This is a genomic window from Lacticaseibacillus salsurivasis (genome assembly GCF_036246225.1).
Lineage (GTDB): Bacteria > Bacillota > Bacilli > Lactobacillales > Lactobacillaceae > Lacticaseibacillus > Lacticaseibacillus salsurivasis.
On record NZ_BTTP01000014.1, the window covers coordinates 50378 to 73230 of the forward strand.

Here is a 22853-nt window from a genome sequence, read left to right on the forward strand (position 1 = left end):
TTTTTGTGCGCCAGACGCGCCACATTTTTTGAAGGACACACGATCACACTGTTTTCTCTGATTCAGCCGCTTGAAAACACTGAATCATCACCTGCCGCATATCCTGAACACCATCTTCGCGCATAATCGCATAATTCTCCGTGCGCATGGCCAGCGGTTTGGGCAGCGGAACCTTCACCAGTCGGCCCGCTTTCAGCAGTGGCGAGGCCAGTGACGCGGGCAAAATCGTCAGCCCCAGACCAGCCGCGGCCGCATTCGTCAGCACCGTGGTATTCGTACTTTCTAACCAAGGCTGCACCTGCAGGCCTTGGCGATGAAGTGCCGCCTCAAAGCGATCGCGCAAGGTACTCCCCACCTCGCGCAGCAACCAACGCTGCTTGGCAACAGTTGCTAAGGTCAACCGGCTGGCTGCTTGCGGCGCCCCGACCGCCCACAACGCATAAGTAGAAAGCCGCTGAGCGGTATAAGCCGCCTCGGCCAAGGTGCCTTCGACCAAAGCCAAATCAATCTCACCGCGCCGCAAACGGGCTTGAATCTGAGCGACATTCTCTGCGAAGAGTTGCAGCGGCACTTGCGGCTGGGCCTGCTGAAAGCGGGCAATGGCGGCGGGCATGGTGGCTTGGCCAAACGTCAAACTCATTCCTACCCGCAATGGCAACTGGTGGCGGCTGCGCGCCCCAAATTGCGCGAGCTGCTCATAATCCCGGAGCAGCGCCGTAGCCTGAATGCGAAAGGCCGCCCCTTTTTGATTCAGGCGCAGGCGGTTGCCTTCGCGGTCGAATAACGCTACGCCGATACTTGTTTCCAAGTCGCGTAAGGCTTTGGAAACTGCCGGCTGAGAGAGATAGAGCTGCTTAGCGGCCTCCGCCGTGGTACCGTGGTCACACACCGCTAAGAAAATCCGGAGTTGTCGTTGATTCATGCTGCCCTCCTATAACCAATTCAGTATACTTGATGCTCGCTTTATATATTTTCAATTATACCCGCAACTTGCTATGCTGGAAGCGGAGGTTTTAACGATGAACAAAGACTGGCAACTCTTCAAGGTGTACCTCATGGCCGGCACCTTCACCTTCTCTGGCGGCATGGCGATGCTCCCAGTGATCGAACGTGAACTCTGCCAAAAACGGCACCTACTATCGCGCGACGAATTATACGAATACACTACGCTTTCGCAGACTTTCCCCGGTGTGATTGCTCTGACCAACGCCTGCTTCGTCGGGGAAAAGGTCAACGGCAAAAGCGGCATGCTGGCAGCTGGTCTCGGCGCCATTTTGCCGGCCTTTGTGCTGATGCTGGCGGCAACCATTGGCTATCAGCACGTGCCGCAAAGTGGCGTGTTCCTAAGCATCATGAGCGCCATTCGGGCGGCCTCGGCAGCCTTCTTATTTTCGGCGGCGTATGGTTTGGCCCGCTATAATCTGAAAGACCCGCTCAGCCTGGCAATCGCGGCAGGTTGCTTGCTGGCGACCTTATTTAACCTGCTGAGCGCGCCGACGCTGATTATTTTGGCTGGGGTCATTGGGCTAATCAGTGCCCGGCCCAAGAAGGTGAAGTCATGATTATTACGTTGATTTTAGCCTTTTTAAAAATCGGTTTTCTTGGTTTCGGCGGCGGTTATGCCATGCTGTCGCTGATTTATGCCGAATCCGCGCATCTGGGGTTAAGCGCCGCGCAATTCGCCGACCTCAACGCCTTGGATGGCCTAATTCCCGGCCCGATTGCGATTAATTCTGCGACTTACATCGGCCAACTCACCGCCGGCTTTTCCGGCGCGTTAGCGGCCACCTTGACGGTTTGCGTGCCTTCAATGGTGATTGTGCCGCTTTATCTGCATTTCGAACATCGCATCAAAAACAACTGGGGGCTCAGCGCCATTTTGCGTGGCATTAAGCCGGCCAGTGCCGGGTTAGTGCTGGCGGTTGCGGTCACACTGGCGCTGACGACCATTGGCGGCGTGGACACGATCGGCCAAATCTCGCAGGCTCAGCTCAACTGGGCGAACCTGCTGGTGCTTGTGATTGTCCTGCTCATGGACGCCAAATGGCACCTCAATCCGGTATTTTCGATTTTGATTGCCGGCCTCATCGGCGGCGTGTGGTATTACCTGGTTTAACTGCTCGCAATTAGGTCCTCACTTGCCTTGAATACTGTCGCGTCATTCAAAGTTTGCCATGAAAAGGTACTCGCTAGAAAGCGAGGCCTTTTTCGATGCGACAAAGCAAACCTTGGCTCCTGGCCAGCATCCTTAGTCTGTCCTTGGATGGCGGCTGCTAGCAGGCCTCACTTTCGGCCGTTTGCATGCCCGGCTTGGCCGTTATGTGCTGGCTCTTGGCTATCTCGGGACGGCGCTGAGTGTGTGGGCCATGCTTGCTGGACAACAGCCAGCCGGGGTCATTGCCGCCGCCATTTTTTTAACTGGATTTATTCTTACACAGGGCCATACTTGGTGTATCGCACCAACCTTGGCCTGGGGCCAGGCCAGATTGACCTGGCCGCCAGCAGCTTGACCATTGCCACCATCGTCAGTGCCTTCCCGGCCCCGCCGTTATGGAATGGCCTGAGCCACTTCGGTGCGGGGCCGCTGACGATTAATGTCTTAAGCTGGATGGCTGGCGCACTGGCTGTCATCGCTTTGGGCACGCTACTGACCACCATTGATACGCAAAGGAGCAAATCATGACTGAATCTAAAAAATTGCACGACGAATCGCTTTACGATCCCAGCGATGCTGAGATTTCGGCACAACAGCTGACCTACTTGGACAAGCTCTACGACTATAACCAAACGCGGCCAACCGAACAGGCCAAGCGCACCACTTTGTTAAAAGCACTATTTGCTGACATCGGTGAAGGCTGCTACCTGGAGCCCCCGTTTCATGCTAACTTCGGCGGGCATCACGTTCACTTTGGCGAGCGCGTCTACGCCAACTTTAACCTGACGCTGGTTGATGATACGCATATTTACGTCGGCAGTCGCACCATGTTCGGGCCGAATGTCACCATCGCCACCGCCGGCCACCCAATTTTGCCAGAGCTGCGCGCTCGTGGTTTGCAATACAACGCGCCAGTCCATATCGGCGAAAACTGCTGGCTGGGCGCCGGCGTGATTGTTCTACCTGGCATCACGATTGGTGATCGCGTCGTCATCGGTGCCGGCAGCGTGGTCACTCACGACTTGCCCAGCGACGTGGTGGCGTATGGTAATCCGTGCAAAGTAGCCCGGCCGGTCAATGAACACGACCGCGAATTCTACTTCAAGGACCATCGGATTAAACCAGAGATGTTCAACTAGACCAAACAAAGCCGGCATGCGCTGTTCAGAGCGTGCCGGCTTTGTTTATGCCATCCGCTTAACTGCGCTTGGCCAACCGTTCACCACTAATTGAGCCAACCCATTTGCGAGAGTTGCAGTAAAGCAAACCCAATCAGGGCGATCCCCATCAACGCCAGATAACGCCATTCGTTAAACAGCACTACTGGCACGGCTTGCATCCCCGACCGCTTCCGTTGCACTGCGGCGACCCGATCACAAATCAATCCAAGCCCGGCCAAAATGGCTGGCTCGAGGAATAAGCCCCAGCGACTGCTCCAACTATCTGCAGCCCCACTGCCGTTAAAGTGCATCATGACCTGCCTCGGACTAAGGGCGATGAAGCCTACAGTAATCAGCATGCTTACCAAAACGATGCCCCAATTCAACCATCGAAATTTTTTCATGTTCTTCCCCTCAATTGCTCAAGACCGCGATGGTGGCTACCACTGCCACCACTCCCAACAGCAAAAACCACGATGCTGGATGCGCATAGTTCAGCGTTAAGCCCACGCCAATCCGTTTGGTCACGAACAACGACGCATCGTTAGGCGCATAGTAAAAAACGCCCCAATACCAACGCGCATTATCCGTGCGCGCAGCTCCTGCTGGGGCTTGCCGGCGCGTCACACGCAGCCAGGTGATCAGCAAGAGTAACAGCCCAAGCAAGGTAAGCAGGCCAAATATTAGCGAAAACAGACCCGCCTGTGCGGGCTGCCAGGCACAGGCTAGGCCGAAGCCCTGAGCCACAACCGCAACGGCCAGCAAAAAGCTCAGCAAAATATTGCGGGCCTGCCCGGCGCCAGGCGCCGCAGCCAGTCCATGCACATTGGCGGCCAAATGCCTAGTCAGCAAAAACGTGCCGCCAGCCACTAACGCAACCACCAGATTAGCCCAGGCCACAGCCGACCAAGGCAACGCAAAACTCAACACAACCATGGGCAGTAGCACCAAACCCCAGACCGGACTTAACGCCTTTTCGTTGGCCAATTGGGTGAGATCCACGCTGATACGCGTCGCTTCCGGTACCGCCAACTGCTTGTGATATTGACTACTTTGCCGATGGGCATTGGCCGTCGCCGCCAATGCTGCCAAAAGAAAAGCAATCATGCCCAGCGCTAAATAAGGAGCTTGTTGCCGCCACCAGGCCATCAGCGCTAGCCCGCCCCACACTAGCACCGCCAGCGCTATCGTTTCAACCAGATACTGTTGCTTCAAGCTACGGCCAACTAGGTCTTGGCGTAAGTTACGAGTACCAAAAACGACGCCAAACAGCTCATTTTGCCGAGCCCAAAAGGGGCGGATCAGCGCCACCAGCGTCAACCCCGCAGCAGTGACGAGATAGGTTATCCAGGCTGTCATCTTAGCTGTGCCGTCCTTCGTTATAGACTTGATCAATCAACGCAACCAGGGCCTGCCGATCAACAGTGCGCACCTTGGCTTCAGTGAACAAAGCCTTCATCTGCGGTACCACTTCTTGTTCAAAGTGCGGGTCCACCGCCGGCAACTGCTCAGCCACCATGGCGCCTAAACCGCGGCGCATGGTGATGAAGCCTTCATCTGCCAATTGGGTATAGGCCTTATTGACCGTATGATAATTCACGCCTAGCGCACTGCCCAAAGCGCGCACTGAAGGTAAGGCTTCACTAGGCTTGAGGTGGCCATCCGCAATCGCCCGAATCACAGCATTCCGGATTTGCGTGTATATCGGCACCGTACTGGCAAAATCAACGGTTAGCTCCATGCTAGCGCCTCCTATTGTTATACGAACGGTATAACACCCAGTGCGCGACCATGCAAGCCTTTTCCGCAAGTCAGGATTGCATCCAAGCCAGCTCTGAAGACTTAAAAAAATTATGTACAGGGACTAAAAAATCCCATCAAGCCTAAGCTTGCTGGGATCGGACCGCGCTGCAGCCAAGCTGCGGGGCGGTTTTTTGGTTTTGAACAGAGTCAGTGCGAATGAAGAAACTAGTGTTCATTCTCAAGCTTCTCGGCTTCTTTGTCGATTGTGGCAAACCCTGACTCGGTCTTCTTTGCCGGGTGCTCAGCGCGTTTCTTCTCTGCTTCTTGGATCAACGCCTTGCGTTCCTGCTTACTGAGTTTTCCTGCCATCATTCTCGCCTCTTTTTCTTTGAAATAGAGTTGAGGGCATTTCATCTCTCGACAGACATATGATAACACTTTTTGCCGATGTTAGCACATCACGATTTCAAGTGCTAAAAATTAGCGGTCCGCATGCACGGCTTTCAGGTGACTCTGGCCATTGCCATCAGCGGTCACTTGCAGCTGATCGGGCACGGTTTCTTGGAGCTCGGCGACGTGACTGATGATGCCAATCATGCGGGCCTGGCCTTCAATGCTTTCCAGGGCCTCCATCGCCACATTAAGACTGCCCATGTCCAAAGAGCCGAAGCCTTCATCGACGAACAGGGCATCAATGGAGACGCCGCCAGCCTCTTGTTGAATGACCTCACCCAACGCCAAGGCAAGGCTCAGGGCCGCAATAAAGCTTTCACCGCCGGACAATGTGTGCACCGACCGGGTTTGGCCGACCTGGTCATCATACACATCGATTTCAAGGCCTGAGTCATTGCGATAGCTCCCTGGTTCGTCGTGGAGCACGAATTGATAGCGGCCAGCCGTTAACTTGGCCAGCCGGACATTGGCCACCTTCAGGACCTCAGCCAGGTACGCCCGCAGCACGAACCGTTCGAGGCTTAACTTCCGCGAGTTGGTGCCAGACAACACTTGGGCCAAATTGTCCCAGGCCACTGCCTCGTCCAACGCGGTTTGATTGCTAGCAAAATCCTGGCTAATGGTGGCATGCAATTCCTGATCGCGTTGAAGCGTTTGGGCCAAAGTGACTGCAGCTGCCTGGGCCTGCGCCTGAACCTCAGTCGCACTTTGGCGCGCTGTTTGCAACTCGTCAACGTCAGGCAGTGCCTGACCATTAATCTGCCGGGTGGCTTGCGCCAAGAGCGCCGTTTGCTGGTCACGCTGCGTTTTGGCAGTGGCAATCGCATTCTCCAGCTTGACCAGCTCAGGCAATTGCTTCAACCAGTCAGCAAATGGGCGCGCTGGGCCCAAGGCGGCTGTTTTGGCGTCAGCAAAAGCCAATTGGGCCTTGGCGGCGGTTGATTGCTCCTGCTGCTGCTGGGTCTGCTGGCTGTCCAGCGTGGCCTTATGCTCAGCTGCGGCTTCTTTGGCGGTGCTCAAGGCCGCTTGATTATCCTTTTGGGCTTGGGCATAGCGATCAAGTTCAGCCGCTATTTTTTGGTGTTCTTGCTTCAAATCTGCCAAGGCCGGGGCATTGGCAGGCAGTGCCGCTTGCGCCGTGGTCAAAGCCGCCCGCGCGCTCGCCACCGTGGTTTCTGCCTGATGAGCCTGAGTCTGCGCGGCCGTTTGCGTGGCTTGCGCCTCCGCCAAGGTCTGAGCCTGGGTGGCTTGTTGCTGCTCCAACTGATTGCGCTTAGCCGTCGCGGTCGCCACTGCCTGTTTGAGGGTGGCCACTTGGCTCGTGAGCTGTTGGTAGGCGGCTTCGACTGCACCGTCTGCGCTAAGCTGCGCGGCCAACTCCGCCTGCTGCGTCGTCAACTTAGTCACTTGCGCGGCTAATTGCGTTGCTTCGGCCTGCGCCGCGGTGGCCTGCTTTTGCGCCTGCTGGCGTTTTTGATCAGCGGCGTCTACGGCTTCTGCTGTGACTGCCGCGACGGCAGTGGTGGCAGGATGAGGGTGCGTCGTGCTCCCGCAAACCGGACACGGTGCATCAGGGGAAAGCTGCGCCGCTAGGGCCGCAATCTGATTGTTGAGCTGGGCATCATGGAGCGCCGTGTAATGGGCACTGGCCGCCTCAGCCGCGTGCTTGGTCGTTTGGGCCAGCGTCGTGGCCGCTGCCAGCTGGGTTTGGGTTTGCGCCAGCTCTTGACTGGTCCTTTGCCACTGCTGGTAAACCGGCGTCTGGGCCGCCAAGCGCTCACTAGCGGCTTGGAGGGCTGGCTGCTGATCATCGCTGGTGAGGGCCTTCAAGGCTACTTGTGTCGCAGCCAAAGCCTCATTGGTGGCAGTCACCTGGGTGCTGGCCTGTTGCAGTTTAGTTTGGGCCAGCTGATCGGCCGCCTTGGCTTTGGCCTCAGCGGCTTGCAACGTGACCACCTGTTCGAGCTGCGGCTGCAGTGTGGCCAGCTGATCGGCCCGCTTTTGCTGGGCGGTCATGGTTGCCTGCTCGCCGGCCAGCTGGTCCGCCGTGGCGGTTGCAGCGGCCAATGCGGCATTGGCCTGCGTTTGCGCCGCCATGGTTTGCTTAATGCGCTCATTCAACCGCTTCAGGTCGGCTTGGGCCTGCTGCAAGTGGTCATAGTCGCTACGATGAGTTTGCACCCACTGCAGCTGCGTCCGTTCATGCTGCTGTGCTGTCAGCGTTGCGGCGTTGGCATCAAGTTCCGCCAACGCGGCTTTGGCGGTCGTCTGTTGCTGGAAAGCTTGCTGCAGCGCCGTGCCCTGCTGGTAGGCGCGGTTGGCTTTTTCGTAGGCCGTCTGGGCAGCGGTTAAGGTGGCCTCGGCGGCTTCATGTTGCGCTCTCAATTCGGCCAAAGTGGCATCCATCGCCTTGATTTGCTCTGGCAGCGGGGTTTCTGGTGCCGGCGCTGGGTCTTCAAACTGGAACTGCGACGCCAAGGTTTGCAGGCGCTCCGTCTGTTTGGCCACCGCGGTTTGCTTTTGCTTGGCCTTGGTTTTCAGCGTGGTTTGCCAGCGGGCGTACAAGCTGGTGCCGAACAGATGCTGCAGCAGCGCCCCTTTGTCATCGCTGTTAGCATCAAGAAACTGGCGGAACTTACCTTGCGGGAGAATCACGATTTGGCGGAACTGATCGGCATCCAGATGCAGCAGATCAGCAATCCGCGGCGCCACATCGCGCTTTTTGGTCCACTGGGCGGTTTCTTTGCCGTCCTCAAACACCGTCAGGCACACATTCATGGTCGTGGTGGTGGTGCCGCTGCCGCGCTTTTTGGCCAGCTCCTGGGCCGGCTCGCGCCAGATTTCATAAGTCTTGCCGCCATGCGTGAAGCGCAAGGTCACCCGGGTTTTCTCGTCGGCGCTGGCAAAATTGGCGCGCATTTCATCGCCAGTCCGGTCGTCGCCAGAGGTGTCACCATACAACGCAAATACCAGCGCATCGAAAATCGTGGTTTTGCCACTGCCGGTTTTGCCACTGATCAAAAACAGCGGCGTCTGGGCGAAGCTGGCGAAATCCACGGTTTCATCGCGATACGGGCCAAAATACTGCATGTGTAAATCAAGTAGTTGCATCACTGCGCCTCCTATTCTTGACCCAGTTCACTGCGACTGGCTTCAGCTAACGCAGCCTTGGCCCAACTTTCCTGTTCGGGCGTGAGGTCGCTGCCAGTGACTTGCTGATAAAAGTCCGCCAGTAGCGGCATCGGCCCAAGTTTGACATTGGTTTGCGTGGCCGTTTCCAGTTGGACATGCTGCTCCCGCTTCAACTCGATGATGCGCGGAAAGACCTGGCGCAAACTGGCCATAACATTAGGAATCACCTCAACATCTGTCAAGCTGATGGCCGTGTAGGCATCACGCTCGGCAGCGGAAAAATGATCAGGATCGGAGAATTCCTTAAAGCTACCCGTCAGCTGTTGCACCTCATGAAGCGGCGCCAGACTGATAAACTGCCGATTCATGGTGTCGGTATCAAGAATGTAGACGCCTTTTTCCTGGGTCACTTCCGACACGGAATACTTCAGCAGCGAGCCGCTGTATTGCACTTTGGGCTCATTGAGGGCATTACGATTGTGCAAATGTCCCAGTGCCACATAGTCAAAAGCTTGTAGGTCGTCAACGCTGACCGCATCGAGGCCGCCCACGTTCACCAGGGTTTCGGATTCGGAATGCTTACTCCCTGCCGCAAAAAAGTGGGCAATCAGCACATGTTTTTTCGCTGGATCGAATTTTTCTGCCAGCTCTGCCGCTACCCGGTGCATGGCTTTGTTGATATTGGTCAAACTGTCATCATGAAAATACAGCCGCGCCGCCACCGGTTCAAAATACGGCAGCAGGAAAAACTGCACATCCCCCAACTCAACTGGCGTAAAGGCTTGAGCCAGTTCCGTGTTCAAATAGAGCTGCGTGGCATCATACCATTCGCGCCCAGTACCTAGCCGCACCGCGGAATCATGATTTCCCGAAATCACTAGCAATGGATACCCCAGTTCGCGATTGAGCCGGTGCAACATGCCATTGACCATGGTCACCGCCGTTTCGTTCGGCAGTGCCCGGTCGTATAAGTCGCCGGCAATCATGATGGCGTCTACCTGCTGGTCCTGTGCAACCTTCACTAGGCGTTCAAACACCGCCTCTTGATCATCTTGTAGGTCGAACGCGTTAAGTCGTTTGCCGATATGCCAATCGGCGGTATGCATGATTCGCATTAGAAACCTCCTGAAGAGTTGATAATGGGAAACCGTTCTTGGCTGCATGGCCGAGAAAGATGCCCAGGTTTGCAGCTTTTAGTTGCGCTCCGCTGGGCAACGCCCGAGCAGTTAGCTACGCTTGCGGCCTCATCGCCAAAAAACGGCGATAATGCCACAAGCTAGGCTACCTGTCGGGCTAAGTGCGCCCAGCTCCGCAGCCTTCTTCTATAATCCAAACACTCGTTCCTACCACTGTCAACGGCTTGTCGTTTTCGATGACAGCGGTTTCGAGTATACTAGTAAGGAATGGGGGCGTGACAATGAAAACTTTTATTTTTGATATCGACGGTACGTTACTGGATTCGGTGACGATGTACTTATTAGGCCTGCAAAAAACGATGCGGCGACATGGCCAGGAATTCACGACGGATGAATTACGCTTTTCCAATGGCATTCCTTCCACCGTCACGATGGGCCGGCTCGGCTTTGAAGGCGACGCGGTGGCCCCAGCAGTCAAGGAATGGACTCAAGACTCGCTGGATTTTGTCGATGATGTGGATTGGTTCCCTGGCATGAAAGACACCCTGGTCGCGTTGCGCGCAGCTGGCGCCAAAACCGGCATTGTGACATCCAAAAATCGCGATCAATACAGCATTGATGACCAGCGTTTTGGGTTCAGTCACTACTTCGATACCATTGTGGGCGCTGGGGAAGCCAAGCGCAACAAACCGTTTGGGGATCCGATTTTGCTGGCCATGCAGCGCGTGGGTGGCGATTTCGCTGACACCGTCTACGTTGGTGATACGGCCACCGATGCCCAGGCGGCGCATGACGCCAAGGTCGCTTTTGCCCTAGCCACCTGGACCACGCCTCAGCCCGGCCCTGAATTTGACCCCATTGCCGCGCGCCTCAAAACCCCGGCTGACCTGAAGCAACTGCTTTAAGCCTTCAGACTAAAAATTCGCGAAAAAAACAACGCCTTTAGTAGGACGAATATTTGTCGTCACTATCTACTGGAGGCTTTTAAAATGAAAAATGTTTATCGTTTGATATTAACGCTACTGGGGCTGGTTGGCGTGGCTGGACTCGCCGGTTGCGGGACAACGGCCTCGCAACCGAAACCTGAACCGGACACCGCGCCTAGTTACAACGCGGCCAAAACGCGGGTGCTGTTTTCAGATAAAGTCAACCAACTGAATGACACCCAGAACGCTTCATTCTGGAAGCTTGCTCACCGCGCCCTGGCCGCCGGCGACCCAAGTGCCGATGCCAGCAAATTTAAAGGCATCGGCCTCCGGGTAGAAAAGCAAATGCCCAAACATCAGTACCTGCTAATCTATCAGGTTAAGGCTACGAAGCCCTTCCCGGTGAAAGCGACATACTCAATGGTACTGACACTGCATAGCAAGAACCTGAACCAAGGGAAAGTCAAATTCGATTTACTCGACTATGAACTCCTATCGATAGATTCGGCCGAAGCATCAAGCAAGGGGGCAACAGATTGATCAAAATCGTTCCTGCCACCGCGGCCACTGACTTTGCTGCAGTGGCCCAGTTATACTATGACACCTGGCAAGTGGCGTATCGCGACCTAGTGCCAGCTGGCTATCTTGACCAGCTGACGCCGGCGACGTGGCACCCAGAAAAACGGCAAAACCAGACGCTACTGGCACTGGCCGATGACCAGCTAGCTGGCGTTTGCGCGTTCGGACCGGCGCGTGATCCGCGCTTTGTCGGGGCCGGTGAGCTGTACTCCATTTATGTGCATCCGGCCCAGCAACACCAAGGCATCGGCCAACTGCTAATGCAAGGTGCACTGGCCCGGCTTGAACCGGACTTCAGTTCGATTTACTTAGTCGTGCTAACGAACAATGTGTCGGCGCGGCGTTTCTATGAGCGGCAAGGTTTTCATGCAACAGGCCAGCACAAGCAGACTCCGACCGACTTCGGCCCGCTAGAGGAAGTCATCTACGGCAGTGGCCCGCAGTTTGAATTGTAAATCTTGACAAAATCACCCGTGATTCTCAGCGAATCACGGGTGATTTTTTGCTAATAAATATCGTTAACCTGAGCCTGCGCCACGTCATGCGCCATAAACTCATCATAAGTCGTGTCAGCGCGATCGACGATGCCTTTTGGTCCCACTTCGATAATGTGGTTGGCAATGGTCTGGATGAACTGGTGGTCATGACTGGTGAAGAGGAGCGACCCCTTGAAGTCAATCAACGCATCGTTCAAGGCCGTGATGCTTTCCAGATCCAGGTGGTTGGTCGGATCATCCAGCAGCAGCACATTGGCCTTGCTGAGCATCATTTTGGCCAGATAGGCGCGCACCTTCTCGCCCCCAGACATGACAGGCGTTTGCTTAAGCACGTCATCCCCGCGGAACAACATCTGACCTAGGAACCCGCGCAGGAAGGTGTTGTCACTTTCCTCCTTGCTGGCGAATTGCCGCAGCCATTCAAGAATGTCCAAGCGGTCGTCGGCAAATTCCGGGTTCAAGTCACGCGGCATGCTGGCGCGAGCAGTGGTCACGCCCCAAGTGACGGTACCACTATCAGGCTGCATGGTGCCGGCCAAAATCTGCATGAGCACACTGGCGGTCACGTCTGAGCGAGAAATGAACGCGGTCTTGTCGCCAGGCCGCAGGATAAAGGACACGTTGGACAAAATGGTTTCGCCATCGATGGTCTTGGAGACATTCTCCACCCGTAGCAAGTCATTGCCCAAGGCGCGTTCCGGTTCAAACTTGATATAAGGATACTTACGCGAGGATGGCTTGATGTCATCCAAAGTGATTTTATCCAGCTGCTTTTTCCGTGAGGTCGCTTGCTTGGACTTGGACGCGTTCGCCGAGAAGCGCGCGATAAATTCTTGCAGCTGCTTGATCTGTTCTTCCTTCTTGGCATTCTGCTGGCTGCGCAGTTGTTGCGCCAGCTTGGAGCTTTCCAGCCAGAAGTCGTAGTTACCAACGAACAGCTCAATTTTGCCGAAGTCCACGTCGCACATCATCGTGCACACCGCGTTCAGGAAGTGCCGGTCATGGCTGACCACGAGCACTGTGTTTTGGTAGTCGGCCAAAAAGTCTTCCAACCAATCGATCGTCTGCGGATCTAGCCCGTTCGTCGGTTCGTCCAGCAGCAAGACATCAGGCTTGCCAAACAGTGCCTGCGCCAAGAGGACCTTGACCTTCTCGCCTTCTGGCAGCTCGGCCATCAAGGTCTGATGCATCGCTTCGCCAATACCTAAGGATTGGAGCAGCTGACTGGCATCACTTTCCGCGTTCCAGCCGTCCATTTCAGCGAACTCGCCTTCCAGCTCCGCGGCGCGGTTGCCATCGGCTTCGGAAAAGTCCGATTTCGCGTAAAGTGCATCTTTTTCCGTCATGACTTCATACAGCCGGGTGTAACCCTGCAGCACGGTGTTCATCACCGTCTGATCATCGAAGGCAAAATGATCCTGCTTCAAGCTGCTCATCCGTTCGTTCGGATCGAGGCTCACGCTGCCGGTGGTCGGCTTGAGGCGCCCTTCCAAAATCTTCAGAAACGTTGACTTCCCGGCGCCATTTGCGCCAATGATGCCGTAGCAATTGCCCGGCGTGAATTTCAAATTAACATCGGTATACAAGGTCCGATCCGAAAACGTCATGGAAACGTTGGAAACTGTAAGCACTGCGCTACCTCACTTTACTGTTGTTTTCTACTATATGCATTCGAATCATGATACCAAAAGCCTGGCCAGTAAACAAGCCGGGCCGCAGGGATTGGCAGGCAAACGTTATTTTATGTTGTGCAAAACTTATTTGAGCAAATCTGCCCAAAGATCTCACTATCTATGGTAAATTATTAATAGAATGATTCTAATTTGGAGGGATAAGTTATGCCAATCGATTTACGCAACGTCCAAGATGTTTATAAAGATGCCGGTGACAACATCATCTTCGCCACCATGAACCTCAAGCGCCAAGACCAAGCCGCAGAACTGGCGGCCATCACGGATCTGGCTGAGCACCTGCCAGCCTTCAATAACAGCATGGCCATTCGCTATCCTGATAGCGGCCTTGCCGTGGCTTTCGGCTTCTCGCGCCAAGCCTGGGACTATCTGTTCCCGACCGCCCAAGTGCCAGCCGAGCTCGAGGAATTTGCCCCAATCGAAGGTCCTAAGCACACTGCCCCGGCCACCCCAGCGGATCTCTTTTTCCACCTGCGGGCGCGCAATTCAGCGGTGCCATACGAACTACTTTCCGAGATTATGACCATTATCGGTGATACCACTGAGACCTTGGACGAAACCCACGGCTTCCGGTATTTTGAAGGCCGCGCCATCATCGGCTTTGTGGATGGCACGGAAAATCCCAGCGCCTTGGACACCCCGGAATACGCCGTGATCGGCGATGAAGACCCAACTTTCATCAATGGTTCTTACGCCTTTGCCCAGAAGTATCTGCATGACATGAAAGCCTGGGACCGGCTCAAGGTCGAGCAGCAGGAAGCTGCGATTGGCCGCAAGAAGTTCACTGACATTGAACTGGCTGACGAAGATAAGCTCAAGAACGCGCACAACCTCGCCTCGCAGGATAACGAAGGCGGCATTGAACACAAAATCGTGCGCATGAACGTCCCATTTGCCGATGCGGCAAAGGACGTAAAAGGCACCTACTTCATCGGTTACGCCCGCCACTGGAGCGTCACCAAGCGTATGCTGAATAACATGTTCAGCCAATCTGACCGCTTGCTCGACTTCTCGACGCCGGTCACCGGCGAAGTGTTCTTCATTCCGTCCAAGGACACCTTGGCGGCAATCGCGGATGAGGAGTTACCACAGAAATAAGCCATTCGAGCTTCAAGGTTGCACTTTTGCCATTTTTGCGTGAATAATAACCTATTCAACTCAAAGAATGGAGTGTGACTAGCGTGAAGTTAGTTGGCATTGTCGGGAATAATTACTCAGGTTCGCATAATCGGATGTTGCTCAAGTTCATGCAGCAGCGCTACGCCAACCAGGTCGACTTGACCTTGCTGGAAACCAAGCAGCTACCGATGTTCAATCAGGATGACGAAGACCATCCTACTCAGGCGGTAGTCGACTTTCGCGCCGCGATTGCCGCGGCGGATGCGGTGATTATCGCGACCCCTGAGCATAACCACAGTATTCCCGCGGTTTTAAAGAATGCCCTCGATTGGTGTTCGCGGGTAGAACATCCCTTAGCTGGCAAAAAAGTGATGATTGTCGGCGCTGCGTTAGGCCCACTGGGCACGGTCCGGGCGCAAGGCCATCTGCGCCAGATTTTGGACTCAATGAGTATTGCCGCCCATGTCATGCCCGGCAATGAGTTCCTGCTCGCTCACGCCATGAACGCCTTCGATGCTAACGGCGTGTTGACTGATCAAAAGGACATCGAATTTCTCGATACGTGCATGGCCAACTTCATCAAATTCGTCGAGGCCTAAGCCAACTAAAAACGACCCGAATCACGTCACACTGACGTGATTCGGGTCGTTTTGGTTAAGTCCACTGATTGACTTAATCTCTGCTTACCCATTCCCTTTTGAGCAGCGACCACTCGTTTTCATCGTGAAAGCCATCCGCCAACGGCTCGCCATCGCGCAAGGTCCCATCTAAATGAAAGCCGGCCTTGCGCGCTACGGCATTGCTAGCCGCATTATCGACAGCGGCCCGGATGATAATCTTGTTCAGCCCATACTGGCCGAAGCCCAACTCGCACAAGCCCGCCACTGCACGATGCATCACATTACGGCCGCGGAAGGCAGCGCCAAGCCAGTATCCCACGTCGGCACTTCGATTAGCCGCAAAACCGTTAAAGCTAATCATACCCGCCACCTCACCGGCCACCATCAGCACTAAATTAAGGGATTGGCCAGTGCCCAGATGCGTATTGAATAGCCGGAGCGCTTGCTCCTCATCCGCCGCCGTTTTGGTCTGACTGACCCAAGGCAGATACCGGCTAAGTACTGAGCGGTCAGCCTCGAGCAACTTGAACAAGGCTGGCGCATCTAGCGCTGGTCGTGGTATTGCCAATTCAATCTCTTCATCAACCGAATAACTGAACATTGTATTCCTCCTCGAAACATGTTTTTACCCTACCCCACTTGATCAGCACTTACAAGCCAGAATCGGTCTCAAGCACGAGAGCGCGAGTAGGCAGTTCGTGCTATGATTACTTCATCAGGTGGAGTAATCGGAGGTGAGGGCAGTGATTTCAAGCGATAGCATGCGCGGCTACAACGATGCCATCATTTTGGCCGTACTCGCGCGTGGTGATTCGTACGGGTTCGAGATCAGCAAAGCCATCACCGCTGGCACCAATGACGCCTACACCTTGCGCGAAACCACGTTGTATTCAACGCTAACGCGTCTGGTCAAAAGTGGCGCACTGAGCGCCTACGCCGGTGAACTCTCGTATGGCCGGCCGCGCACTTACTACCATCTCACCGGAATTGGCCGCACGATTTTAGCAGCGAAAAAACAAGAGTGGCACCAGGTCCAAGGCGTCGTCACCCATTTTTTGGAGGAGTAACAATGGAAAGTTTACAAGTGTATCTCGACGGATTATTCAAGAATGTCCCACCTTCCGCAGCGGTGCGGCAAGCCAAAGCAGATCTGCTGGCGGCGATGGAAGACCATTACCACGACGCCTTGGCGCGGGGCCTTAGCGCCAGTGAGGCGTTAGGCGAAGTCATCAGCTCGGTGGGGTCGATTGATGAGGTGCTCGCAGCGCTGGATGTTCATCCAGCCACCAGCGAGGACGCCGAAGCACCGGAAGCCCTAACCACTGAAGATGCCCAAAGCTATTGGCAAGCCACACTCCGCTACGCCGCCGGTCTAGGCTTAGGCGTTGCGCTCTGCATCGCCAGTGTGGCGCTAGCAGTCATGTTCGACGATATTACCAACTCAGATTCTCAGCCCGCTGTTGCCTTTGTGTTGGCCGCAGCCAGCGGCGTCGCTTGCATCATCATGGCCACTTCACACCGCCGGCGCGTGGCTCGCAGTTTGCGGCAATACGCCGTGACCAGTGGCATCATCCGCCTGGCCGCGCGGCAGCTCGAAGCCTACCAGCGGCCACGCATGATTGGGCTGGTGGCAGGTATTACCTGCTGCATCTGTTCGATTATTCCTGCCATTATCATTGCCGACAACTTCGGCGCGGTGCTCTTGCTTTTCATGGTGGCGATTGGCGTGTTTTACATGATTTATGTGCAGGCCATCAATAACGGATATAAACGATTGGCTGAGGCCCGGCCAGGACAATTGTTTCACTAATGCAAAGGCGCTGCTTCCCGAATGAGGGAGGCAGCGCCTTTTGAATTCCTAATTCTTGATATCAAACCACAGCGGCGAGCACTTTACTGTGGATACAACCGATTCACAATCGTCGCCGCCGGAGCCGTCCCTTGGATCATGCCAGCAATTTGCCCCGCCATCAAGGTGCCATGTTCCAAGTCCCCCGCAATGGCCCGCTCCAAGCTGCCGTCCAGCAGTGCGTGCAGCTCGTCGGCACTGGCGCCAGCGGCTTCTGCTTTAAAGTAGGCGTCGGTCAATGGATTCTTCAAGCAGCGCACCGCATCCCCCAGTGCGTGGCCGGTGACCACCGTGGCGGTATCATCAGCGGCCACAATCGCGGCTTTGTAGGCTGCACTGATAGACGTTTCATGGGCGACCATAAAGGCCGTGCCCACTTGCACGCCGACTGCGCCAAGGGCTTCGGCTGCCTTAACGCCGGCGGCATCCGCAATGCCCCCGGCGGCATAGACCGGCAGATCAACGGCGGCGGTCACTTGCCGCACTAGACTAAAAGTCGTTTCCGTGCCGATATGGCCGCCAGATTCCATACCTTCTGCCACAATGGCATCAGCGCCTAACGCGGCCATTTTCTCGGCGACTTTGACTGACGGAATCACCGCGACGACTTTGGTGCCAGCCGCTTGCAGCGCGGCGATAAAGCGTTTCGGGGTCCCAGCACTGGTTGTGACCACCGGTACTGGATGGGCAATCAGGTAAGGCACCACCTCAGCCATATTCGGTTGTTGGAGCATCAAGTTGACCGCAAATGGCTGATCGGTGGCGGCGCGCACTGCGGCGATGCTTTCACTGAGCCGCTCCACGCTCCGATTGGCGGTGGTCAATACCCCTAAACCCCCGGCGCGGCTAACCGCGCTGACTAGCGATGCCTTTGAAATGCCGGCCAGTGCGCCTTGAATGAGCGGCAATCTGGTCCCTAAAGTGGTTGTCATGTCCAGTCCCCCTTCGTTGGTTGCTCGTTTGCGCAACCCGTTACTTCCAGCGTACTCGCGAAAGCGTGTAAACGCCACCATAAATTTAAACCGGATTAATCCGAACTGGTGGGAATGAACGGTTTGACCAGATTAGCCAGGGCTTCAACGTTGCGGGTTTGGATATACACCCGGCCGCGCCCCGAAAAGCGGTTCACCAGGCCTTCGCCGGTGGTGTAACCAAAGCTACCGCTGGCGGCTTCGATGTGATAATCCAAGTTGCGGTCCCAAGCCACGACATGGTTGTTGTCGATGACATAATCCTCGCCATCCAGGTCAATCGGCAACAAATCGCCATAAGCGGAAATCAGCATTTTACCCGTGCCGTGGGTTTCCATGACATACAACCCGCCGGTGCCACCGAACACGGCCGCGTCCACTTTTTGCCGCACCATTGAATAGCCAGCCGAGGTGTCAGTGGCCAAAAAGGCGCCGGTGTTGAGCCGCCATTGATGACTGTCATCCACCGGCAACTCAGTAATCGGACCTGGGTTACCAGGCGCAATGGCCAGCGTACCACCAGCCTCAGCGCCAGTGGCGGTCGTGATGAAAAACGACTCCCCTGAGGTCATCTTCCGCCCAATCGCACTCATCAAACCGCCCAGGCCAGATTTGCCATTGCTGTTCATGTGCCCTTCCAGGGTGATTTTACCATTGTGATACAGCATCGCCCCGGCTTCAATCTGCACGCTATCGCCGCGGTCCAAGTGAATTAACGCCAGCGGAAACGGGCTTTCACCTTTCAGTTCATACTCCATATTCTCTCCTCCAATCTTGATGATACTTGCAGTGTAGCGCAAAGCCGGTAGCGGCGCGACCACGTTTTCACTTACTAATGATAAGAATTTCGTTACATCGCGCTAGGTGCGTGCTATCATCGAAGCAGGAGGTGCAAGTGATGAAAACAATGACCATCGCTGGCCAAACCGTGCCGGCTTTAGGCATCGGCACCTGGCATGTCGGTGAAGGCAATGCCGCCCAATCCCAGCAGGAACAGGCGGCCTTGCGCGCTGGCCTGGATGCCGGCCTGACCTTGATTGATACCGCCGAAATGTACGGCGAAGGCCGGGCGGAAACGCTGATTGGGCAGGTGCTCCCCGATTACCCACGGGAAAATTTGTTCTTGGTGTCCAAGTTTTATCCATGGCATGCCACGGCCAAGCTGATGCGCCAGTCGCTACTGGCCAGTTTGCAGCGGCTGCACACCAACTACCTCGACTTATATCTGTTGCACTGGCCTGGCACCACGCCCATCGCCGAAACCATGGCGGGCTTGGCCGCGCTACAAAAAGAGGGTTTGATCCGCGCTTATGGGGTTTCCAATTTCGACGTGGCCGATCTGGAAGCGGTCCGTGCGTTTGCCAGGGGCGCGAATCTCGCGGCCAATGAGGTGCTTTACAACCCGACCGCCCGCGGCATTGAATATGATTTACTGCCGTACCAACGGCGCCATCAGCTACCGATGCTCGGCTACTCACCATTTGGCTCTGGTGACGGGCATCAGATTAAGCTACCGGCCAGCGTGCAAGCCCTGGCTGAGGCCAAACACCTGAGTGCGCACCAACTACTGCTGGCCTGGGCCGGCCGGGGCGATGTCTTGCCATTGGTCAAAACCAGTAACCCTGCTCACATGGCCGCTAATCTCGACGCGCTAGCCGCAACGTTAACGCCCGCCGATGAGACAATCATCGATGCCGCCTTCCCGGCACCGACGGCTAAAGTTGCTTTGCAATCGCTCTAACCCAAGGAGGTTATCCAGATGAAAGTCTTTGTTGTTGGCGCCCATGGTCAAGTGGGCCAATTAATTGTCGAAACGCTGCTCACCAATGACTGCGAAGTCATGGGCGGCTACCGTGATCCCGCTAGTCAAGCGCCGGCGGCCTCCAGTGCCTTCACGCCGGTGGCATTTGATCTCAACCAGCCAATTGATGAATTAGCGGCCGCAATGACCGGCGCCGACGCCGTGATTTTTGCTGCCGGTTCCGCTGGCAAATCCTTGCTGGCCATCGATTTGGACGGCGCCGTCAAAACCATGGCGGCAGCGCAACAAGCCGGTGTGACGCGCTTTATCCAGCTCAGCACGATTAACGCTGAGCTGCGGGACAAATGGCCGGATGTGCTGCACGACTACTACATCGCCAAGTTCTACGCCGATGAATGGTTGCGGACCCGCACCATGCTCGATTGGGTGATTGTCCAGCCGGTGGCACTGACCAACGAAGCCGGCACCGGCAAAATTACGCTACAACCGGCAGCCAATGGCACCATCAGCCGCCAAGATGTCGCGACTGTGTTGGTGGAAGCCGTCACCTCGGAACTGCATCGCGAGACGATTAAAATTGCGAGCGGCACCGTGCCGATTGCTCAGGCGTTCTAACCGCGAATCGCCGGGTAAACAGTTATTTTGGGTGCGCATTTGCTTTTTCCCAAGCAAGCGTGCATAATCGTTTTATCAAATCGATCGGAAGTGAAGCCGTTGAAGTAAGCCAATACCGAATTTGTCGAAGCCCTGAAATCTGGGGAGGAATCTCGGCACTTTTGGCTTGGCTTACTGAAACGGCTCACTGAATTTTTCAGAGGGCGACGTTTCGGCGTGGTCCTTTTTGTGTGCTGCCAAGCTGGTGTCCCCCGTTTCAGGCGCGTCCTTTAGAAAGGATGTGCTGCCTCATGGCGACCATTGAATTAATTGATTTATCTTTTGGCTACCCAGGCCAACCGGAATTGTTCTCGCATGTCTCGTTCAACTTTGATACCCGCTGGCACCTTGGTTTGGTCGGACGCAACGGCCGGGGCAAAACCACCTTGCTGGAACTCTTGCAGCATCAGCATGAGTATCGCGGCCAAATTACAACGCCGCTCACGTTCAACTATTTTCCCCAACCGATTGCGGATGAAAGCCAACTCACGCTGTACGCCATGCAGGCCGTCAGCGACGCCGAGCAGTGGGAATTGGAACGCGAGCTTAATCTGATGCACGTCGATCCCGATATTCTGTGGCGGCCGTACCAGGCGCTATCCGGCGGCGAGCAAACCAAAGTCCGCTTAGCGCTGCTGTTCACGCAGGCCAGCGGGTTTGCCTTGATTGATGAGCCTACCAATCACCTGGACCAGGCCAGCCGCGCGCTGGTGGCGCAATATCTCCAGCAAAAGTCCGGCTTCATTTTGATTAGCCATGACCGTGCTTTTTTGAATGCGACCACTGATCATACCTTGGCTATCGACAAAGCCGATATCACGCTGTATCAAGGCAACTATGACGTCTACGCCGAAGCGCGCGACCGCCAAAACGCTTTTGAACAAGCCGAAAACAGCAAACTCAAGCACGAAATCGGCCGCCTGCAGCAAAGCGCGCGGGCCAAGGGGCAATGGGCCGACAGCCGTGAAAAAGACATCAACGGCAGCCGCCACGAATTCAACAGCGCTCACAAAGACCGCGGCCGCATCAGCCACATGGCTGCCCGGGAAATGAAAAAGCGCCTCAACCTCGAGCACCGAATGGACAAGGAAATCGACGCCAAGTCGAAGCTGCTCAAGAATATCGAGGACGTCCCAGCCCTCACCATCAATACCATCCCTGACCACCACGACCCGTATCTGCATGTCGTTGATTTAACCGTTGGCTACGAGCAGCCGCTGTTCAAGCCCGTGTCTTTCGACGTCCGGCCTGGTGAACGCGTGGCCTTGGTTGGCCCCAATGGCATTGGCAAGTCCTCGCTACTGCGCGCCTTGCTGGGTCAGTTCTCCGGTACCATCGCCGGCACCATCACCCAGCCGCAGCTGCAGTTGAGCCTGATGCGCCAGGTGCCAGATAACCGCGGCCTCCTGAAGGACTTCGCCGCCGGCCATCATTTGGATTACGAAAGCCTGCTCAATAACCTCAAGAAACTGGGGCTCGAACGCAGCGCCTTCACCACCCCGATTGAGCAGCTCAGCATGGGCCAGCAGAAAAAAGTTGAATTGGCACGCTCATTAGTCACGCCGGCGAATTTGTTGGTGTGGGATGAGCCCTTGAACTATCTCGACTTGTATAATCAAGACCAGTTGGCCCAAAGCCTGCAAGTCAACCAACCGACCCTCCTTTTCATCGAACACGACCAGGCCTTCATTGACCGCGTCGCCACCAAAATTGTGACACTTGAACCTGCGCAAGCATAAGCGTTCAAACCAGACGCACTGGCGGGATTGTGCTACCCTCAAGGAACAAGATAAGGAGGGATTTGCATGAGTAATGTGTCGCTGTATCATACCTTCGTCCAAAATCACAATGGCTTAACCGGAACCAGCTTCGTTGAAGGCGATGAAGGCCTGGCGCTGGGCGTATCCAGCTCGCTGATCGCCGCGCCGGGCACCAATCCCGAACAGTTCATCGGGTTTGCCTTGGCCACCTGTTTCAACGCCACCATTCGCCTAATTGAGGCGCGCGAACATACGCCTGAAGACTCCAAGGTCCGGGTGCGCATCGACATCACGCGCGACCAACCAGGGTATCAGTTTTTGGTGGCGGCCCAAATTCAAATGCCGCAGCATGATGAAGCTGACGCCCAACGCCTGATTGCCACGGCGCTAGATGAATGTCCGGTGGCCAAGCTGCTGAAAGATAACGACAATGTCTCCTTCCAGCTGGTGGATCAGTTCACCGATGACGCCAGCCTAGGCGAATAAACCCTTGCCTCCGCAAAAAAGACCACCGACTGTTGAAGTGCAATAGAAAAGTTAGACAATTTAGATTTTGAATTAAGCAATCATGGTTTGTTCCCGGTACTCAACTGGGGTCAAGCCATTTTTGTTTCTCGAAATTCTGACATTGTTAAACCAATCCACA

General features: G+C 55.4%; 27 protein-coding genes. 15 read left to right on the forward strand and 12 right to left on the reverse strand.

What is annotated here, in order from left to right:
* Positions 1 to 43: 43 nt before the first annotated feature.
* The gene (locus tag AAA927_RS09725) at positions 44 to 922 is read right to left on the reverse strand and encodes a LysR family transcriptional regulator (protein WP_338217688.1); all 879 of its coding nucleotides are present in this window, start codon (positions 920 to 922) and stop codon (positions 44 to 46) included.
* 97 nt (positions 923 to 1019) lie between these two features.
* On the opposite strand from AAA927_RS09725, the gene AAA927_RS09730 reads away from it, so the two are divergent.
* The 4 genes from AAA927_RS09730 (at position 1020) to AAA927_RS09745 (ending at position 3294) form a co-directional block, all read left to right on the forward strand.
* The gene (locus AAA927_RS09730) at positions 1020 to 1562 is read left to right on the forward strand and encodes a chromate transporter (protein WP_338217689.1); all 543 of its coding nucleotides are present in this window, start codon (positions 1020 to 1022) and stop codon (positions 1560 to 1562) included.
* Positions 1559 to 2116 carry a chromate transporter gene (locus AAA927_RS09735; RefSeq protein WP_338217690.1) on the forward strand — a complete coding sequence of 186 codons (558 nt, stop codon included), beginning with the start codon at positions 1559 to 1561 and terminating at the stop codon, positions 2114 to 2116. The genes AAA927_RS09730 and AAA927_RS09735 overlap by 4 nt, the downstream gene beginning before the upstream one ends.
* Positions 2117 to 2449: 333 nt before the next feature.
* On the forward strand, positions 2450 to 2683 hold the full coding sequence (locus AAA927_RS09740) for a hypothetical protein (RefSeq protein WP_338217691.1): 234 nt from the start codon (positions 2450 to 2452) through the stop codon (positions 2681 to 2683).
* Entirely contained in the window at positions 2677 to 3294 is a 618-nt protein-coding gene (locus tag AAA927_RS09745) for a sugar O-acetyltransferase (RefSeq protein ID WP_338217711.1), read from the forward strand. Before AAA927_RS09740 ends, AAA927_RS09745 begins: the two co-directional genes overlap by 7 nt.
* An 86-nt stretch (positions 3295 to 3380) precedes the next feature.
* Here AAA927_RS09745 and AAA927_RS09750 read toward each other — a convergent pair whose 3' ends face one another.
* The 6 genes from AAA927_RS09750 to AAA927_RS09775 form a co-directional block, all read right to left on the reverse strand.
* The gene (locus AAA927_RS09750) at positions 3381 to 3719 is read right to left on the reverse strand and encodes a DUF1648 domain-containing protein (protein ID WP_338217692.1); all 339 of its coding nucleotides are present in this window, start codon (positions 3717 to 3719) and stop codon (positions 3381 to 3383) included.
* Between the two features lie 10 nt (positions 3720 to 3729).
* The gene (locus AAA927_RS09755) at positions 3730 to 4674 is read right to left on the reverse strand and encodes a DUF5808 domain-containing protein (protein ID WP_338217693.1); all 945 of its coding nucleotides are present in this window, start codon (positions 4672 to 4674) and stop codon (positions 3730 to 3732) included.
* Position 4675: 1 nt separating this feature from the next.
* Entirely contained in the window at positions 4676 to 5056 is a 381-nt protein-coding gene (locus tag AAA927_RS09760) for a GntR family transcriptional regulator (RefSeq protein ID WP_338217694.1), read from the reverse strand.
* Between the two features lie 227 nt (positions 5057 to 5283).
* Entirely contained in the window at positions 5284 to 5427 is a 144-nt protein-coding gene (locus AAA927_RS09765; protein ID WP_164507870.1) for a hypothetical protein, read from the reverse strand.
* 111 nt (positions 5428 to 5538) lie between these two features.
* Positions 5539 to 8622 (reverse strand): AAA family ATPase, encoded by a 3084-nt coding sequence (locus AAA927_RS09770; RefSeq protein WP_338217695.1) that lies wholly within the window; start codon positions 8620 to 8622, stop codon positions 5539 to 5541.
* Positions 8623 to 8633: 11 nt separating this feature from the next.
* Positions 8634 to 9758, reverse strand: coding sequence for an exonuclease SbcCD subunit D (locus AAA927_RS09775; protein WP_338217696.1), 1125 nt, complete (start codon positions 9756 to 9758; stop codon positions 8634 to 8636).
* 302 nt (positions 9759 to 10060) lie between these two features.
* Between AAA927_RS09775 and AAA927_RS09780 the strand changes: the two genes are divergently transcribed.
* The 3 genes from AAA927_RS09780 (at position 10061) to AAA927_RS09790 (ending at position 11739) form a co-directional block, all read left to right on the forward strand.
* Positions 10061 to 10684 carry an HAD family hydrolase gene (locus AAA927_RS09780; protein ID WP_338217697.1) on the forward strand — a complete coding sequence of 208 codons (624 nt, stop codon included), beginning with the start codon at positions 10061 to 10063 and terminating at the stop codon, positions 10682 to 10684.
* Between the two features lie 84 nt (positions 10685 to 10768).
* Positions 10769 to 11245 (forward strand): hypothetical protein, encoded by a 477-nt coding sequence (locus AAA927_RS09785; RefSeq protein WP_338217698.1) that lies wholly within the window; start codon positions 10769 to 10771, stop codon positions 11243 to 11245.
* The gene (locus tag AAA927_RS09790; RefSeq protein WP_338217699.1) at positions 11242 to 11739 is read left to right on the forward strand and encodes a GNAT family N-acetyltransferase; all 498 of its coding nucleotides are present in this window, start codon (positions 11242 to 11244) and stop codon (positions 11737 to 11739) included. Before AAA927_RS09785 ends, AAA927_RS09790 begins: the two co-directional genes overlap by 4 nt.
* A gap of 50 nt (positions 11740 to 11789) precedes the next feature.
* On the opposite strand, the gene AAA927_RS09795 is transcribed toward AAA927_RS09790, so the two are convergent.
* Complete coding sequence (locus AAA927_RS09795; protein ID WP_338217700.1) at positions 11790 to 13412, reverse strand: ABC-F family ATP-binding cassette domain-containing protein; 1623 nt, start codon at positions 13410 to 13412, stop codon at positions 11790 to 11792.
* Between the two features lie 207 nt (positions 13413 to 13619).
* On the opposite strand from AAA927_RS09795, the gene AAA927_RS09800 reads away from it, so the two are divergent.
* Entirely contained in the window at positions 13620 to 14570 is a 951-nt protein-coding gene (locus AAA927_RS09800; protein WP_338217701.1) for a Dyp-type peroxidase, read from the forward strand.
* An 83-nt stretch (positions 14571 to 14653) separates the two neighbouring features.
* A complete protein-coding gene (locus AAA927_RS09805; RefSeq protein ID WP_338217702.1) occupies positions 14654 to 15190 on the forward strand; it encodes an NADPH-dependent FMN reductase in 537 nt (178 codons plus the stop codon).
* Positions 15191 to 15263: 73 nt separating this feature from the next.
* On the opposite strand, the gene AAA927_RS09810 is transcribed toward AAA927_RS09805, so the two are convergent.
* Positions 15264 to 15812 (reverse strand): GNAT family N-acetyltransferase, encoded by a 549-nt coding sequence (locus AAA927_RS09810; RefSeq protein ID WP_338217703.1) that lies wholly within the window; start codon positions 15810 to 15812, stop codon positions 15264 to 15266.
* Between the two features lie 142 nt (positions 15813 to 15954).
* Here AAA927_RS09810 and AAA927_RS09815 point away from each other — a divergent pair, with 142 nt between their 5' ends.
* Positions 15955 to 16278 carry a PadR family transcriptional regulator gene (locus AAA927_RS09815; protein ID WP_338217704.1) on the forward strand — a complete coding sequence of 108 codons (324 nt, stop codon included), beginning with the start codon at positions 15955 to 15957 and terminating at the stop codon, positions 16276 to 16278.
* 2 nt (positions 16279 to 16280) lie between these two features.
* The gene (locus AAA927_RS09820) at positions 16281 to 17021 is read left to right on the forward strand and encodes a permease prefix domain 1-containing protein (protein WP_338217705.1); all 741 of its coding nucleotides are present in this window, start codon (positions 16281 to 16283) and stop codon (positions 17019 to 17021) included.
* A gap of 83 nt (positions 17022 to 17104) precedes the next feature.
* Here AAA927_RS09820 and AAA927_RS09825 read toward each other — a convergent pair whose 3' ends face one another.
* Together AAA927_RS09825 and AAA927_RS09830 are read right to left on the reverse strand one after the other, a co-directional pair.
* On the reverse strand, positions 17105 to 17992 hold the full coding sequence (locus AAA927_RS09825; protein ID WP_338217706.1) for an NAD(P)H-dependent flavin oxidoreductase: 888 nt from the start codon (positions 17990 to 17992) through the stop codon (positions 17105 to 17107).
* Between the two features lie 95 nt (positions 17993 to 18087).
* Positions 18088 to 18789, reverse strand: a complete 702-nt coding sequence (locus AAA927_RS09830) for a TIGR00266 family protein (protein ID WP_338217707.1) — start codon at positions 18787 to 18789, stop codon at positions 18088 to 18090.
* 140 nt (positions 18790 to 18929) lie between these two features.
* Between AAA927_RS09830 and AAA927_RS09835 the strand changes: the two genes are divergently transcribed.
* The 4 genes from AAA927_RS09835 (at position 18930) to AAA927_RS09850 (ending at position 22693) form a co-directional block, all read left to right on the forward strand.
* Positions 18930 to 19772: an aldo/keto reductase gene (locus tag AAA927_RS09835; RefSeq protein WP_338217708.1), complete on the forward strand. Its 843-nt coding sequence runs from the start codon at positions 18930 to 18932 to the stop codon at positions 19770 to 19772.
* A gap of 18 nt (positions 19773 to 19790) precedes the next feature.
* The gene (locus AAA927_RS09840; RefSeq protein ID WP_125580509.1) at positions 19791 to 20408 is read left to right on the forward strand and encodes an SDR family oxidoreductase; all 618 of its coding nucleotides are present in this window, start codon (positions 19791 to 19793) and stop codon (positions 20406 to 20408) included.
* Positions 20409 to 20698: 290 nt separating this feature from the next.
* Complete coding sequence (gene abc-f / locus AAA927_RS09845) at positions 20699 to 22186, forward strand: ribosomal protection-like ABC-F family protein (RefSeq protein WP_338217709.1); 1488 nt, start codon at positions 20699 to 20701, stop codon at positions 22184 to 22186.
* A 66-nt stretch (positions 22187 to 22252) separates the two neighbouring features.
* Positions 22253 to 22693: an OsmC family protein gene (locus AAA927_RS09850; protein WP_338217710.1), complete on the forward strand. Its 441-nt coding sequence runs from the start codon at positions 22253 to 22255 to the stop codon at positions 22691 to 22693.
* 72 nt (positions 22694 to 22765) lie between these two features.
* Here AAA927_RS09850 and AAA927_RS12885 read toward each other — a convergent pair whose 3' ends face one another.
* A complete protein-coding gene (locus AAA927_RS12885) occupies positions 22766 to 22852 on the reverse strand; it encodes an IS3 family transposase (protein ID WP_366150659.1) in 87 nt (28 codons plus the stop codon).
* Position 22853: the final 1 nt, after the last annotated feature.